Consider the following 14,714-nt stretch of genomic DNA (forward strand, 5'->3'; position numbering starts at 1 on the left):
GATGTCGCCTCGCCCGTTGATCCTGAACGCGTTCCTGACGCAGAACCTCTCGCACATCCACCACGGGAAATGGCGCGATCCCAGCTCCCGGAACGTGGACTTCAACGATCTGAGCGCCTGGACCGAGCTGGTGGAGGCCCTGGAGCACGGTGGCTTCGACGCGATCTTCTTCGCTGACGTGCTCGGCTTCGGAGACGACACCGCCGGCGGCTGGCGGGAGGCCGCACGGTACGGCGTGCAATTCCCTGCGGGGGATCCCGCCGCGTTGGTCCCCGCCCTCGTCGCCCGGACCAGCGAACTGAATTTTGTGCTGACCAGCTCGATCCTGAAGGAGCACCCCTTCGTCTTCGCACGCTACATCGCCACGCTGGACCATCTGTCGGGCGGCAGGATCGGCTGGAACGTCGTGACGAGCTCGCGCCGCACCGAGGCCCGCGCCGTCGGTCTCGCGGAGATCTCCCCGCATGCCGAACGCTACGCGATGGCCGAGGAGTACCTGGAGGTCGTGTACGCTCTGCTCGAGACGAGCTGGGAAGAGGGGGCGATCATCGCCGACCGCGCGAGCGGCGAATACCTCGATGATCGCAAGCTGCACGAGATCCACCACCGCGGCGCGCACTGGACCGTCGACGCAGTGCAGCAGCAGGCGCCCTCGCCTCAGCGGACCCCGGTGCTCTTCCAGGCGGGGGGATCCCCCGTGGGGCGCGACTTCGCGGCCCGGCATGCCGAGGGCACCTTCATCGCCGGTCACGACCCCGCTTCGGCAGCCAGGGTGATCGGCGAGACGCGAGCGCTGCTCGCGAAGCACGGGAGGCGAGCGGACGACCTCCGGTTCATCCAGGGACTGAGCTTCGTGGTCGGTTCGACCGACGAGGAGGCGCAGCGACTCAGCACTGACATCGACGACGAGCTGGTGGAGCAGGCCATGCTGATCCATATGAGCAGCACCATCGGCATCGATTTCACGAGCATCGATCTCGACCAGCCGGTGGAGGGATTCCAGAGTCGGCGCGTGCAGGGTGCGGTGCAAGGGCTGCTCGACAGCGCCCCGGGAAAGCCCAAGACATTCCGCGAGCTCGCCCGCTGGGCCTGGTCGCAGCGCGTCGTCGGCGGCCCCGAGACCATCGCGGATCGCGTCGCCGAGTGGGCTCGAGCCGGGGTGGACGGCCTGAACATCATCCATGTGACCACGCCCGGCAGCTATCTCGACTTCGTCGATCAGGTGCTGCCGGTGCTGCGCGAGCGCGGGCTCGCGCGGCGCGGACGCCGCTCCGGAACCTTCCGCGAACAGTTGTTCCCCGGCCGCGGACCGCGGCTGCCGGAACGGCATCCCGCGCGGAGGCAGGGACGCTGAGGCCGGACCACGAACCATCTGAGCCCGAGTTCGGGCGCATCACCACGAGAGAAGGGAAGACCCATGGCCGATCAGACGCTTCTGATAGATCCTCATCAGCTGGCGCAGGAGTTGGAGGTCGGCGCTGACGACCTCGTCGTGCTCGATGTCCGCGTGCACTACGTCGACGGGGAACCGGTGCCGCACCGGAGCGCGTACGAGGAGGGCCATCTCCCCGGCGCGTTGTTCGTCGACCTCGTCGGCGAGCTCTCCGACCCGCACGATCGACTCCAGTTCACCCTGCCCTCCGCGGTGCGCTTCTCGCGAGCCGTCGGAGCCCTCGGCGTCGGGGACGAGAGCCGGGTGGTGGTCTACACCGACGGGTGGCAGATCTGGGCGACGCGACTCTGGTGGCTGTTCCGCTACTTCGGGTTCGACCGGGTGCGAGTGCTGAACGGCAACTTCAGGAGCTGGGCAGCGGCGGGGCTGCCGGTGTCGCAGGAGATCCCGTCGCCGGTGCCGGCTGAATTCACGGCTCGGCCCAGGCAGGAACTGGTGATCGACGAGCGCGAGGTCGAGCGCATCAGCTCGGGGGAGGCCCCCGGCCTGCTCGTCAACGCCCTGCCCTACGAACTCTTCACCGGCGAGGTGCCGACCCACGGTACGACGGCCGGCCGCATTCCTGCGAGCGCGAACATCCCCTGGCCGGTGGCGGCGGATCTCGATTCCGGTCGTTTCGCCGATCCGCAGGAGATCGAACGGGCCGCCGCGCCGGTCCTGTCGGCCGCCGGCGAGGGCGGCCCGGTCGCGGCCTACTGCGGCGCGGGCGTCTCGGCCACCGGCCTGATCTTCGGCCTGGCTCTGATCGGCCGCGACGACATCAGGCTGTACGATGGCTCGCTCGACAGCTGGGTGCTCGGCGGCCGTCGCGGGCTCGAGCGAGGGGAACCCGGAGCATGACGAATCGCATCATCCTCGGCGCGCTTCGCCAGGTGACCATCGGACACACGACGCAGGGGTTCTGGAGGCACCCGCTCTCGCAGGCGCACCGGTACAACGAGGTCGACTACTGGATCGAGGTCGCGCAGATCCTCGATCGGGGCAGCTTCGACTTCCTGTTCTTCGCCGACGTCGTCGGCGCGCTCGATACCTACGCTGGCAGCCCCGCGGTGCCGCTGCGCACCGCGACCGAGATCCCGATGGCGGATCCGGTGGTGCTGCTGCCGGCGCTGGCTCAGGCGACCAATCGGCTCTCCTTCGCGGTGACCGCATCCACCACCTACGAGAAACCGTATCTGCTGGCTCGCACCTTCGCCTCGCTCGATCACTTCACGCACGGGCGGATCGGCTGGAACGTCGTCACCTCGGCGCTGGAGTCCGCCGCCCGGAACCTCGGCTACGACCGGCAGATCTCGAAGGACGAGCGCTACGACATCGCGGAGGAGTTCCTCGAGGTCTCCTACAAGCTATGGGAGGGCAGCTGGGCGGACGACGCCGTGCAGCGCGACAAGACGGCTGGCGTCTTCACCGATCCGACGCGGGTGCGGCCGATCGAGCACCGCGGCCGCTACTTCGAGGTCCCGGGAATCGCCCTGACGGAACCGTCGCCGCAGCGCACACCGGTGATCATCCAGGCCGGGGCCTCCTCGCGGGGACGGGACTTCGCCGCCCAGCACGCGGAGGGGGTGTTCCTGGTCAGCGACCGCCCCGAGCACGCGCGGACGGCCGGCGACGACATCCGCTCGCGGGCGGTGAAGGCGGGCCGTCCGGCCGATGCTGTGAAGCTCCTCTCGATGGTGACCGTCGTCGTCGCGCCCACCTCCGAGGAGGCCCACCGCAAGCTCGCCGACTTCCGGAGCTACTTCGACTACGAGGCGGAACTGGCGCAGCTCAGCGCCCTCTTCGGGATCGATCTCTCGCAGGTCGATCCGGACCTGCCGCTCAAGAACGCCGAGACCGAGGCGATCCAGGGCATGCTCGATCTGTACACCTCGGTGGACGCCGAGCGGGAGTGGACGACGCGGCAGATCGCCGAGTTGAACAACTTCGGCGGCGCGGGTCCGGTCTTCGTGGGCGATCCGGTCGAGGTGGCGGATGCGCTCGAGCGCTGGCTGGACGAGACCGGGGTCGACGGCTTCAACATCGCCGATCCGATCCCGCCGGTGCTCGCGCGGGACTTCGTCGATCTGGTGGTCCCGGAGTTGCGCGGCAGGGGGCTGGTCGATGCCGAGGACACCGCTCCGGTGACCTTCCGGGAACGGTTGAACGGCGAGGGCGCATCGCGCACGCGCGGCGAGGAGCACCCCTCCGCGCGCTACCGGTGGTGAACTCCGCGGGTGAGACCGACGCTCGGCGTGCGCTGATCCGCTCAGTCGAAGAGCCGACCGCTCTCGCGCGGAGCGTCACCGCCGAGGTCAGCCAGTTCAGGCCGGCGGCGGGGTCCGGTATCAGGATGACCGATGGGCGGATCAGAGCACCCGGGCCCAGCGGCTCGTCGACGGCGACAACGGTGCTCTTGGGGGCGCGGCCGCAGTCGAGAGCATCAGCGCCTCGGCGCCGCCTCCCGCGGTGAACCGCGCCTCGGCCGCGAACGGCCTACCCGCGCTGACCGCGTCTTCGCAGCCGAGAGGGTGCGGTTCCCCGAGAATCTCCGAGACCCAGGAAGGAGCACCCTCGCCCGGTGCTGACTGCTTGTGCGAATTCTCTTTCGCAGGCGGACTCATCCCGGTGGGACGCCGCAGATGCCGTTCTCGGGCAATTCCGGGAGAATGGTGATCCAACCGAGACAGGAAGGAGCACCGACATGAGTGCACGTGTAGCTATCGTCTGGAATCCCTCGAAGGCCGGTCGCGAGGACTTGGAGAAGGCCCTGGTCGATGCGGCCGGCGACTCCGCGGTGGACGCCCACTGGTTCGAGACGGCGGAGGACGATCCGGGTCGCTCGGCGACGCGCAAGGCGCTCGAGTCGGGGGCCGGGCTGGTGCTCGCCGCCGGTGGTGACGGCACCGTGCGCGCCGTCGCCGAGGAACTCGCCGAGGCGGGCGCGTCGGCGGACCTCGGCATCATCCCGCTCGGCACGGGCAACCTGCTCGCCCGCAACCTCGACGTGCCGCTGAACGATGCGGCCGCGGCCATCTCCCGCGCGCTCGAGGGCGAGCCGCGGACGATCGACCTCGGCTGGGCGACCATAGCGGCGCCGGACGGCGAGGAGCGGCACGCCTTCACCGTGATGGCCGGGTTCGGCATCGACGCCCATATGATCACCGAGACCGACGACGACCTCAAGGACCGCGCCGGCTGGCTGGCCTACGTGGAGTCGCTCGGCCGCGCCGTCTCGGCGAGCGAGGTGATCGGGATCGAACTCGCCCTCGACGGCGGCGACGCCGCGCAGGAGCAGGCGCACACGCTCATCGTCGGCAACTGCGGCACTCTGCAGGGCGGGATCACGCTGCTGCCCGACGCCGACCCCTCGGACGGGGAGCTCGACCTGCTCGTGCTCAGCGCCGACGGCATCGCGGGATGGGCCGATACGCTGCGCAACCTGGTGTGGGACAACGGCCTCAAACGGCTCATCTCCGGTGGTGGCGCCGCGGATCAGGCCGAGAGCAGCGAGAGCGCCGCCCATCGGCGCGTGACGACGCTGACCATCGAGCTCGCCGAGCCGCGGGTCTTCGAGGTCGATGGCGACGATCTCGGCGAGACCACCCGCATCGGGATCGAGATCCAGCCCGCCGCGCTGCGGATCCGCTGAGCGCGGCTCGGCCGCGGCGGTCGTGCTCCCCGGACTCAGCGTTCATCCGGGCCGGACCCGATTAAGATTTCTGCATGGCAGGTTTCTGGGGTCGGCGCGACCGCGAGGAGGAGGCGCGTCTCGCGGCGGCCGACAGCGGGCTCGCGCTGCGCGCGCGCACCGCGCTGGTCACCGCGGACGAGCGCATCCGGGTGACTCAGGACGAACTCGCCTTCGCGGTCGCGGAACTCGGAGAGCCGGCCACGGCGGAGCTGCGCGTCGGCCTCGAGGCGGTGCGAGAGCACCTGACCGAGGCCTTCCAGCTCCATCAGCTGAATCACGACGAGATCCCGGATACGGCGGAGGAGCTGCGCACCCGGAACGCGCGCATCGTGCAGCTCTGCGAGTGGGCCGAGGAGGTGCTCGATGAGCGCACCGAGCCGCTGAAGGCCAAGATCGAGCGCGTGCGCGCCGCGCCGCAGCTCCTCGCCGGAATTCGCAGGGAGACGGCCGAGCTGCAGCAGCGGCTGCCGCAGATGCGGGAGACCATCGCCCGATTGCAGCGGCACTACAGCGAGGCGGCCCTGCAGCGCGTGCGGATCACCGCGGACGAGGCCGAACGGGTGCTCGAGTTCGCGCTGCACTCCGCCGACGTCGCGGAGCGCCGCCGGGCCGCCGGGCGCAACGAAGAGGCCAACCTCGCACTGGAGACCGCGATCGAGACCGTCCGCCGGGCCGACGCCATCATCGACGGCGTCGACGAGTTCGAGATCGAGGCGATGCGCGCGCAGAGCACCCTCGCGGAGGTGATCGCGGATTCGCGCGGCGATCTGATCGCGGCGGCGGGCCTGTCGGGCTCGCCGCCCGTCGCCGAGGCGATGCGAGGCTTGGAGGCCGCGCTCGGCCGGCTCGCCTCCGGCGGCGCGGCGTCGGATCCGTTCGCGGATCTCGCGGCGCTCTCGGGAGCGAACGCGGCGCTGGACGAGGCGGTCGCCAGGGCTCGGGAGCGCGCTGCGCGTCCGCTGCCGAGCATCGAGCACGTGCGCCACGATCTCGCGGCCGCGGATCGCGCGCTCGGCGTCGCGAGCGGTCTCATCAACGGGCATCGCGGTTGGATCGGCGCGGACGCCCGCACGCGCTTCGCGGAGGCGCAGCGGATCCGGACCGAGATCGAACCGCTCATCCCCTCCGAGGAGACGAGGGAGGAGGCGCAGCAGCTCGCTCGCCGCGTGGCGCAGCTCGCGGGCGAGGCCGTGCAGTTGGCGCAGCGCGACATCGACTCCTCCCGCCCGGACGACGACGATTGGGGCCCCCGCGGCGGCCGCGGAGACGGACCGCGGGGCGGTCGCGGCGGGTCTCCGCTCGGAGACAGCGGCAACATCCTCGGACCGGTGCTCGGGGGAGTGATCCTCGGAGGCCTCCTCGGCGAGATCTTCGACTGAGGCCGGGGGAGAGGCGATCCTCCGCGGACCCTGGGGCGACGCGGCCCGACGCCGCGGAAGACCGCTCAGGAGCATCTGCTTGCGAGCTGCTCACCGGCCCGTTCGAGGATGCGCGCGGCGTCCCGCATGGGGGACTCGCCCGGCCTCGCGAGCATCGTCAGCGAAGCGGACCAGGCGAAGCCGTCGACGGGCGCCTCGATCCTGCCCGCGATCAGGGCCACCGGGCGGCGGTGCGCGGCGGCCGACGCGCGGACGCGCGACACGGTCTTGCCCCGTTCGCTCTGCAGGTCGAAGCGCCCCTCGCCGGTGATGACGAGGTCCGCCTCCGCGATGCGCTCCTCGAGACCGATCATCCGCGCGACGGCCTCCGCGCCGCTCGTGAGCACGCCGCCCAGCAGGCCGAGGGCGTAGCCGGCGCCCCCTGCGGCACCCGCGCCGGCAGCGCGGGGGTCCCCGCCGAGCACGTCGGACAGGCGCTGAAGCCCGCGCTCGGCGTCCGCGATCATCGCCTCGTCCATTCCCTTTTGCGGGCCGAAGACGCGCGCCGCGCCGAGCTCTCCCAGGAGCGGCGCCGTGACGTCGCTCCACACGACGAGTCCGTCCGGAGGGAGCGTCACCCGACCGGAGAAGTCGACGCGGGCCGCCTCCGTCAGATGTCTGTTCCCGGGCGGGATCTCCGTCCCGTCGCGATCGAGCAATCGCACGCCGAGCGCCTGCAGGATCCCGCTTCCGCCGTCGGTCGAGGCGCTTCCGCCCAGGCCCACGAACACCCGTCGCGCCCCGCTCTCGATCGCCGCACGGATCGCCTGCCCGGTGCCCCGGGTGTGCGCGTCCAGCGGACGCAGCTCGGGCCTCCCCGAGGCGTCGCGCCGGAGGAGCAGGATCCCGCTCGCCGCGGCGAGCTCGACCGCGGCGTCCCCGTTCGGCAACCGGACCCAGTGCGCGTCCACACGGGATCCGCTGGGCCCGTCGACGCGGACGGGCACGCTCCGGGACCCCGGGACGGCTCGGAGCACCGCGTCGAGCGTGCCCTCTCCGCCGTCCGCCATCGGGAGGCCGAGGACACGGTCGCCGGGGGAGCCGCGCAGCCACCCGCGCGCGAGGGCGTCCGCGGCCTCGGCGGCCGAGAGCGACCCCTTGAACGAGTCCGGCGCGATCACGACCCGGCGGTGAGGGGGTGCGGCCGGATCCATCAGCGCTCTCCGTTCCTCGGCGTGATCGTGGGCCGACAGACGCGGTGTCGCGGCTGGCTCGGATGTTTCGAGCCTAGCGGCACGATCCGACCTGCTGCTGCGCGGCCCGTCCGAGGCGGTGCGGCAGATCGGGGCGGGGTGCGGCACACGATCCGAGCTGGGCAATAAATTTGTATTGGTAGCAATATGCTTGTATTGTTGTGCCTGTCGAAGAGGATGCCGACACGATGAGGTGAGTGAACGTGGCTCGTGAGGATGCGATGCGGAGCGCAGTGGTCTGCCCCTGTCACGATGTGACCCGGGCGGACATCGAGGACGCCATCGACCACGGGCACACCGACCCGGAGACCATCAAGCGCGCGACCGCCGTGTACATGGGAGCGTGCCAGGGGAAGTTCTGCTCGCCGCTCGTGCAGAGCATCCTCGTCGAGCGCGGCGTCGAACGCGTCGGGGAGCAGCGCCGACCGGCGGCGCGCCTGCCGGCGGCACCGGTGCCGCTCGGAGCCCTGCTCGCCCCCGCCGAGCGTGCGCGGCTCGCGAGCGGCGAATCCGCCGACGATGCGCCCCGCCCTCCCCGGACGTGCCCGGGCGTCGACGAGAGGGACGGCTGATGGCTCTCCCCGGCGTGTCCCGCGACGAGCCCCGTGCGGGCTACGACACGGTGATCATCGGCGCCGGCGTGCAGGGTCTGGCGATCGCGTACGAGCTCGCGAAGCGGGGGCACGGCGACGTGCTGGTGCTCGACCGCTCCTGGCCGGGCAGCGGCGCCAGCGGACGCAACGGCGAACTGATCCGCTCGGCCTTCTCCTCGCGGGAGTGGTGCGACCTCTTCGAGCTGTCGCGCCGCAAATGGCTGACCCTGTCCCAGGAGCTCGGCGTCAACCTGCTCTTCAACCGGACCGGATACGCCGTCGTGGCCTCGACGGAGGAGCAGTGGCAGCAGTGCCGGGACGACTGGGCGTTCCAGGAGTCGCGGGGGATCCCCTCCGAGCTCCTCGACCAGCAGCAGGCCCGGCGGCTGCTGCCCGCCGCGAACCCGGACCTCGTGCGCGGGGCGGTGATCCAGCAGGAGGCGGGATTCGCCCATCACGACTCGGTCGTGGCCGGGTATCTGGAGAACGCCGCGAGGATGGGCGTCCACGTGGTGGCCGGAGAGCGCGTGACCGGCTTGCTGCGGGCCGGGGACGCGGTCGTCGGCGTCGAGACCGCGCGCGGGCGTCGGATCCGCGCGCGGATCGTCGTCAACGCCTCCGGCGGCGACGCCCTCGCGGTCAACGAACTCGTCGATCTGTCGATGCCCCTCGTCGCGGCCCGCTTGGAGATGATCGTCACGCAGCCGGTGCGTCCCTTCCTGACCCCCGGAGTCGCGGCGCTCGAACTGCTCGGCTACTGCCATCAGACCGGGCGCGGCGAGTTCGTCGGCGGCACCGAGTTGCCCCGCGTCGACGCCACCACCAGCCTCAACGGCACCTGGACGGTCCTGCAGGACATGGCGACCAAGTTCGTGCGGCTGTTCCCGCTGCTGGCCGGAGTCCGCCTGCTCCGGCACTGGGCGGGCACGGTCAGCCAGACGCCTGATCTGGCCCCGGTCATGGGGCCGGTGCCCGAGATTCCGGGGTACCTGCTGAGCGTCGGCTGGGTCTACGGCTTCATGGGGGCGCCGGCCGCCGGGCAACTGCTGGCCGAGTACATCGCGACCGGCGAGACCGACCCGAGGCTGCGGCCGTTCGGCATCGAGCGGACGCGCAGCGGCGAGTGGATCCGCGAGGGATCCCTCGTCGTCGACGCCGAACTGGAAGCCGAGGAGGCCCGATGACCGACGGCGCGGAGCTCGGCTTCACCTTCGAGGGACGGAACGTGCCGGCCAGACCCGGGCAGAGCATCGCCGGGGCCCTCCACGCCACCGGCGTGCGCACGCTCTCCCGGAGCGTGAAGTACCATCGGCCCCGCGGATACACCTGCGGTTTCGGCGCCTGCGGTGACTGCCCGCTCAAGATCGACGGCATGCCGGCCACGACCTCCTGCACCGCCCCGGTGCGGGGCGGAGAACAGGTGCGGCGCGAGCAGGGACTGCCGGCGGCATCGTTCGATCTGCTGCGCGCCGCCGATCTGATGCGGCCCATGCTGCGGGCCGGGTTCCAGTTCAGGCTCTTCGCCCGGCAGCCCCGGCTGAGCAAGATCGCCGGACGCCTGCTCGCCGTGCTCGCGGGCGGTGGTCGTCGGCCCAGCGCGGAGGCCGCCCAGCGCGCCGTCGTTGCGCGCGTCGAGACGGCTCAGCCGCGGCTGCTCGTGATCGGCGGCGGGGTCAGCGGGCTCACCGCGGCCCTGGCGGCGGCCGATGCCGGCACCGAGGTGACGCTCGTCGACCAGGAGATGATCGGCGGGCGCGGGCGTGTGCGCACGGAAGCCGTCGTCGACGAGCGCGGCGCCGAGCGGAGCCCGGGGGAGCTCGTCGACGAACTGCTGCGGGCCGCTCGTGCGCACGCGCGGATCCACCTGCTGCAGGGCCTCGCGCTCGGATGGATCGACGGCCTCGTCCCGGTCGTCGACGAGCGCAGCCGGACGAGGTTCGAGTTGCGTCCGGACGCGCTCGTGCTGGCCACCGGCGGCTACGAGGTGCCGCTGATGGTCCCCGGGCACGACCTGCCGGGCGTCATGCTCGCCGACGGCGCGCTTCGGCTCGCCGATATCGAACTGGTCCGGCCCGGGCGCCGCGCCGTCGTCGTCGCCGACGCCCGGGGCGAAGCGGTGGCGGAGCGGCTGCGACGGCGCGGGGTGACCGTCGCGGCGATCGTGCCCAGCGCACAGCTGCGGCGCGTCACCGGCTGGTCGCGGGCGACCGGCGTGCGCACCACAGGCTCTCCGAGCCGGATCAGAGCCGATCTCGTCTGCGTCGCGGGGCCGCGCCGCCCGGCGGAGGAGCTCCTGCTCCATCTCGCCTACGCCGAGAGCGGATCGCACGAACTCGTGCGATCCGATCGCCCCGATCCCGGTGCCCGCGTCGCGGTCGTGGGCTCGGCGACCGGTGAGGTGAGCTACTCGCTCGCCGATGTCCGGTTCGCGGCATTGGCCGTCGCTGAGCCCTCGGGGGTCGGGCACGACGGGCGCCGCGCGGCTTCGCGTGAAGAGAAGACCTCCACCACATCGGAGTGAACAAAGGAGAAACAGATGAAACGCAAGAAGCTCATCCTCGTCCTCGGCCTCGCGGCCTCTGCGTCGCTGGCGCTCAGCGCATGCTCCGGAGGCGGGTCCGACGGCGGAAGCGGTGGCGACTCGCTCACCGTGGTCTCATACGGCGGACCGTATCAGGAGGCCCAGTCGGAGGCCTTCTTCCAGCCGTTCACGGCCGAGTCCGGCATCGAGGTGGTCGAGGACAGCCCCACCGACTACGCACAGCTGCGCAGCATGGTGGACACGGGTCGGCCCACCTGGGATCTCGTGCTCGTCGCCAACGACTTCGGCACCACCGCGGACGCCGACTACCTCGAGCCCGTCGACTACGACGCGGTCGACCGCGATCAGCTGATCCCCGGCGCTGCGCAGGAGTATCGGGTCGCCGCCGACATCGAGGCGACCGTCCTGGCCTACCGCAGCGACGAGTACTCCGAGGCCCCCGCCACCTGGGAGGACCTCTTCGACACCGAGCGGTTCCCCGGCAAGCGCCTGTTCAACAAGCTCGTCTCGGGCGGGGTGCTTGAGGCGGCCCTGCTGGCCGACGGGGTCGCTCCCGAGGAGCTCTTCCCGCTCGACATCGATCGAGCGCTGGCCAAGCTCGACACGATCAAGGATGACATCGTCTGGTGGGAGACCTCCGCGCAGTCGCAGCAGCTGCTCGCCTCGGGCGAGGCGTCGATCGGCCTGGTCTGGGTCGGGCGCGCGGTCGATGCGGGCAAGGAGGCCCCGGTCGGAATCAACTGGGACTCCTGGCTGCAGGTGGACGCCTACTGGGTGATCCCCAAGGGCGCGCCCAACGCGGCGGCGGCCCAGCAGGCGCTCGGCTTCCTGCTGCAGGAGGATCCCCAGGTGGCCTTCGCCGGGCTCTCCGACTACGGGCCCGTGAACGCCGCAGCGGCCGAGGACCCGGAGGTGCGGCAGAACGAGAACCGGCCCACCAACCACCTCGACACGCAGGTGGCCGTCGACGACGAGTGGTGGGGCGCGAACCAGCAGGAGACCGACCGGAAGTTCCAGGAATGGCTGCTCGGCTGACGAAGGCCCCGGCCGAGGCGCGGCGGGCGGGCTGGCTCCTTCTCCTGCCCGCCGCGCTGCTCCTCGCGCTCTTCTTCCTCGTCCCGCTCGGCCTCATGGTCGAGACGAGTCTGCGCGACGGATTCGAGACCTACGTCGAGATCTTCACCTCGCCCGTCTACGGTCTCGTGCTCGGCAACACCGTGCGCACCGCGGTGCTCACGACGGTGTTCTGCCTGCTCCTGGCCTACCCGTACGCCTACGTCCTCACGCGGGTCGGACCCCGGCTGCGCCTGGTCATGCTGGGCGTCGTGCTGCTGCCGTTCTGGACGAGCCTCCTGGTGCGCAGCTTCGCCTGGGTGGGCCTGCTGCAGGACTCCGGGATCCTCAACCAGGCGCTGCAGGCCCTCGGACTGGTCGACGGCCCGCTGCAGCTGATCCGCACGCCGGTCGGGGTGCTGGTCGGCATGGTGCACGTGCTGCTGCCCTACATGGTGCTGCCGCTGGTCAACACGATGGGACAGATCGACGGATCGGTGCTCCGTGCCGCGAGCAGTCTGGGGGCGGGTCCGCTCCGCCGGTTCGCGCGGGTCTTCCTGCCGCTCAGCGTTCCCGGCGTCCTCTCCGGATCGGTGCTCGTGCTGGTGCTCTCTCTGGGCTTCTACATCACCCCCGCGCTGCTCGGCGGCGCCCGCGATGCGATGATCGGCGAGACCATCGTGCAGGAGGTCACCCGCTACGGTCCGGTGATGGCGAGCGCGCTCGGCCTCGTGCTGCTCGTCGGCACCCTGATCTCCCTGGCGCTGCTGCTCGCCGTGCAGCGCATCGGCTCGACACGAAGGAGCGCTGCATGAGCAGGATCCGACTCCGCTGGGTGCTCCTCGGCGCGTTCGCCGCGCTCGTGGCCGCCTACCTGATGCTGCCCACGCTGATCGTCATCCCGATGTCGCTCAACGACTCCTCGGTGCTCGGCGTGTTCGCCGAAACCTGGTCGCTGCGGTGGTTCGAGGAGATCCTCACCGACCGCAGCTGGGGTGCCACGGCGCTCGTGAGCCTGCAGGTGGCCGTCGGCACGCTGATCCTGGCGACCTCTGTCGGCACGGCAGCCGCACTCGGGCTGCAGCGGGTCTCGGCGAGGTGGCGGCTGCCCATCACCGCCGTGATCGTCAGCCCCATGATCATCCCCCCGGTGATCATCGGCATCGGCACCTACGTGCTGTTCCTCCGCTGGTACCTCGACGGCTCGGTGCTCGGTCTGATCCTGGCGCACAGCGTCCTCGCGCTTCCCTTCGTCGTGGTCACGGTGACGGCGACGCTGTCCCAGCTCGACCCCGTCTACGAACGGGCTGCGGCGAGTCTCGGCGCGAGTCCGTGGACCCGGTTCCGGAGGGTGACGCTTCCGCTCATCGCGCCGGGGATGTTCGCCGGCGCCCTGTTCGCGTTCGTCATGAGCTGGGACGAAGTGGTGGTCTCGATCTTCCTGACCGATGCGCAGACGCGCACGCTGCCCGTGTTCATGTGGACCCAGGTGCGCACCCAGCTCACGCCCGCCCTCGCCGCGGTCGGCGTATTTCTCACCGTTCTTTCCATCGTCGCACTCGTCTCGATGCGTCGACTTCAGAAGGGAAACGACTGATGTCAGATGTCCAGCGCGCCGACGCGCGCGCCAGCTCCGCGTCCGAGGCGCCGCACGCGCTCGAGGTCCGGGGCATCTCGAAGTACTACGGCGACCAGGCGGCGGTGGACGACGTCTCGTTCGCTCTCGAGCCGGGGACGTTCCTCACGATGCTCGGCCCGTCCGGTTCGGGCAAGACCACCACGCTCGGCATGATCGCCGGGTTCACCCTCCAGGATCGCGGCACGATCGAGGTCGCCGGACGCGATATCTCCGAGATACCGCCGCACAAGCGTGGCATCGGGGTGGTCTTCCAGAACTACGCCCTGTTTCCGCACCTCACGGTGGAGCAGAACGTGGCGTTCCCGCTCGAGATGCAGGGGATGCGCCGCCGAGACTCCCTCCGCAAGGCCCGCGAGGCGCTGGAGATGGTCGAGCTCGCCAACCGCGCGCGGCACCTCCCCAAGCAGCTCTCCGGCGGCCAGCAGCAGCGCGTGGCGCTCGCCCGGGCCGTCGTCTTCGAGCCGCCGCTGCTGCTCATGGACGAACCGCTCGGGGCGCTGGACAAGCGTCTGCGCACGCAGATGCAGATCGAGATCATGCGCATCAGCCGCAATCTCGGCTCCACGGTCGTCTACGTCACTCACGATCAGGAGGAGGCGCTCGTGATGAGCGACCTCATCGCCGTCTACAACAATGGCGCGATCGAACAGCTGGGGACCAGCCGCGACCTCTACGAGACGCCCCGCACCCGTTTCGTGGCCGATTTCATCGGTGAATCGGTGCTGCTGCCGTGCGCCGTCGGCAGTGATGGCAGCCTCATCGGCACCGGCTGGCACGGGGGCCTGCCCGAGCGCGCCGAGCTGAGGGACGGCCGCGGCGTGCTGGTGCTGCGTCCGGAGGATCTCTCGATCGAGTCCGTCCCGCCCGGGGAGCGCGACCGCCCCCGGCCCGACTCCATCGCCGGCACGGTGGCCGACGTGATCTACATCGGGTCGGCGCTGCTCTACCTGGTGCGCACCGACGACGGCCGTGAGCTCGAAGTCCGGGCACCCCGCACCGAAGCGGCGCTCAGGGTGAGCGGCGGGGATCACGTGCGCGTAGGCTGGAGGCCCGGGCAGGCGGTGGTGGTGCCGGACGACGGGCCCGGCGCCCGCGGGGCCGACACCGGGCTCGCGACGCAGCAGCTGCTCGCTGCGGGGAGGTGAGGGCT

The 14,714-nt window shown here is 71.1% G+C and carries 13 protein-coding genes; 12 read left to right on the top strand and 1 reads right to left on the bottom strand.

Translation table 11 applies throughout. The features are described 5' to 3' along the window. Position 1: 1 nt before the first annotated feature. From J4H92_RS03240 to J4H92_RS03260, 5 genes are all read left to right on the top strand, one after another. Positions 2-1,354 carry an NtaA/DmoA family FMN-dependent monooxygenase gene (locus J4H92_RS03240; RefSeq protein ID WP_208095910.1) on the top strand — a complete coding sequence of 451 codons (1,353 nt, stop codon included), beginning with the start codon at positions 2-4 and terminating at the stop codon, positions 1,352-1,354. 63 nt (positions 1,355-1,417) lie between these two features. Next, on the top strand, positions 1,418-2,293 hold the full coding sequence (locus J4H92_RS03245; protein WP_208095913.1) for a sulfurtransferase: 876 nt from the start codon (positions 1,418-1,420) through the stop codon (positions 2,291-2,293). Then, complete coding sequence (locus J4H92_RS03250; RefSeq protein ID WP_208095916.1) at positions 2,290-3,660, top strand: LLM class flavin-dependent oxidoreductase; 1,371 nt, start codon at positions 2,290-2,292, stop codon at positions 3,658-3,660. The genes J4H92_RS03245 and J4H92_RS03250 overlap by 4 nt, the downstream gene beginning before the upstream one ends. A 476-nt stretch (positions 3,661-4,136) precedes the next feature. Beyond that, positions 4,137-5,084 (top strand): diacylglycerol/lipid kinase family protein, encoded by a 948-nt coding sequence (locus J4H92_RS03255; protein ID WP_208095919.1) that lies wholly within the window; start codon positions 4,137-4,139, stop codon positions 5,082-5,084. Positions 5,085-5,158: 74 nt separating this feature from the next. Continuing rightward, positions 5,159-6,505: a coiled-coil domain-containing protein gene (locus tag J4H92_RS03260; protein ID WP_208095922.1), complete on the top strand. Its 1,347-nt coding sequence runs from the start codon at positions 5,159-5,161 to the stop codon at positions 6,503-6,505. A gap of 65 nt (positions 6,506-6,570) precedes the next feature. On the opposite strand, the gene J4H92_RS03265 is transcribed toward J4H92_RS03260, so the two are convergent. Further along, positions 6,571-7,698, bottom strand: coding sequence for a glycerate kinase (locus J4H92_RS03265; protein WP_208095924.1), 1,128 nt, complete (start codon positions 7,696-7,698; stop codon positions 6,571-6,573). A gap of 242 nt (positions 7,699-7,940) precedes the next feature. Here J4H92_RS03265 and J4H92_RS03270 point away from each other — a divergent pair, with 242 nt between their 5' ends. Genes J4H92_RS03270 through J4H92_RS03300 form a run of 7 tightly spaced genes read left to right on the top strand, consistent with a single transcriptional unit; the run spans position 7,941 to position 14,709 of the window. Continuing rightward, positions 7,941-8,309, top strand: a complete 369-nt coding sequence (locus tag J4H92_RS03270; RefSeq protein WP_208095927.1) for a (2Fe-2S)-binding protein — start codon at positions 7,941-7,943, stop codon at positions 8,307-8,309. After that, entirely contained in the window at positions 8,309-9,514 is a 1,206-nt protein-coding gene (locus J4H92_RS03275; protein ID WP_208095930.1) for an NAD(P)/FAD-dependent oxidoreductase, read from the top strand. Before J4H92_RS03270 ends, J4H92_RS03275 begins: the two co-directional genes overlap by 1 nt. Further along, a complete protein-coding gene (locus tag J4H92_RS03280; protein ID WP_279549824.1) occupies positions 9,511-10,851 on the top strand; it encodes a 2Fe-2S iron-sulfur cluster-binding protein in 1,341 nt (446 codons plus the stop codon). The genes J4H92_RS03275 and J4H92_RS03280 overlap by 4 nt, the downstream gene beginning before the upstream one ends. Before the next feature lie 15 nt (positions 10,852-10,866). Beyond that, positions 10,867-11,907 carry an ABC transporter substrate-binding protein gene (locus tag J4H92_RS03285; RefSeq protein WP_208095933.1) on the top strand — a complete coding sequence of 347 codons (1,041 nt, stop codon included), beginning with the start codon at positions 10,867-10,869 and terminating at the stop codon, positions 11,905-11,907. Further along, positions 11,892-12,740 carry an ABC transporter permease gene (locus tag J4H92_RS03290; protein ID WP_208095936.1) on the top strand — a complete coding sequence of 283 codons (849 nt, stop codon included), beginning with the start codon at positions 11,892-11,894 and terminating at the stop codon, positions 12,738-12,740. The genes J4H92_RS03285 and J4H92_RS03290 overlap by 16 nt, the downstream gene beginning before the upstream one ends. Then, a complete protein-coding gene (locus J4H92_RS03295; RefSeq protein WP_208095939.1) occupies positions 12,737-13,522 on the top strand; it encodes an ABC transporter permease in 786 nt (261 codons plus the stop codon). The genes J4H92_RS03290 and J4H92_RS03295 overlap by 4 nt, the downstream gene beginning before the upstream one ends. Then, positions 13,522-14,709 (top strand): ABC transporter ATP-binding protein, encoded by a 1,188-nt coding sequence (locus tag J4H92_RS03300; RefSeq protein WP_208095942.1) that lies wholly within the window; start codon positions 13,522-13,524, stop codon positions 14,707-14,709. Before J4H92_RS03295 ends, J4H92_RS03300 begins: the two co-directional genes overlap by 1 nt. Positions 14,710-14,714 lie beyond the last annotated feature (5 nt).

It is taken from the genome of Leucobacter weissii (assembly GCF_017565745.1).
Classification (GTDB): Bacteria; Actinomycetota; Actinomycetes; order Actinomycetales; family Microbacteriaceae; genus Leucobacter; species Leucobacter weissii.

Bases quoted from the DNA above. Each gene is read 5' to 3' on its own strand.
- J4H92_RS03240 (WP_208095910.1), top strand. From the start codon at position 2: ATGTCGCCTCGCCCGTTGATCCTGAACGCGTTCCTGACGCAGAACCTC.
- J4H92_RS03245 (WP_208095913.1), top strand. From the start codon at position 1,418: ATGGCCGATCAGACGCTTCTGATAGATCCTCATCAGCTGGCGCAGGAG.
- J4H92_RS03250 (WP_208095916.1), top strand. From the start codon at position 2,290: ATGACGAATCGCATCATCCTCGGCGCGCTTCGCCAGGTGACCATCGGA.
- J4H92_RS03255 (WP_208095919.1), top strand. From the start codon at position 4,137: ATGAGTGCACGTGTAGCTATCGTCTGGAATCCCTCGAAGGCCGGTCGC.
- J4H92_RS03260 (WP_208095922.1), top strand. From the start codon at position 5,159: ATGGCAGGTTTCTGGGGTCGGCGCGACCGCGAGGAGGAGGCGCGTCTC.
- J4H92_RS03265 (WP_208095924.1), bottom strand. From the start codon at position 7,698: ATGGATCCGGCCGCACCCCCTCACCGCCGGGTCGTGATCGCGCCGGAC.
- J4H92_RS03275 (WP_208095930.1), top strand. From the start codon at position 8,309: ATGGCTCTCCCCGGCGTGTCCCGCGACGAGCCCCGTGCGGGCTACGAC.
- J4H92_RS03280 (WP_279549824.1), top strand. From the start codon at position 9,511: ATGACCGACGGCGCGGAGCTCGGCTTCACCTTCGAGGGACGGAACGTG.
- J4H92_RS03285 (WP_208095933.1), top strand. From the start codon at position 10,867: ATGAAACGCAAGAAGCTCATCCTCGTCCTCGGCCTCGCGGCCTCTGCG.
- J4H92_RS03290 (WP_208095936.1), top strand. From the start codon at position 11,892: ATGGCTGCTCGGCTGACGAAGGCCCCGGCCGAGGCGCGGCGGGCGGGC.
- J4H92_RS03295 (WP_208095939.1), top strand. From the start codon at position 12,737: ATGAGCAGGATCCGACTCCGCTGGGTGCTCCTCGGCGCGTTCGCCGCG.
- J4H92_RS03300 (WP_208095942.1), top strand. From the start codon at position 13,522: ATGTCAGATGTCCAGCGCGCCGACGCGCGCGCCAGCTCCGCGTCCGAG.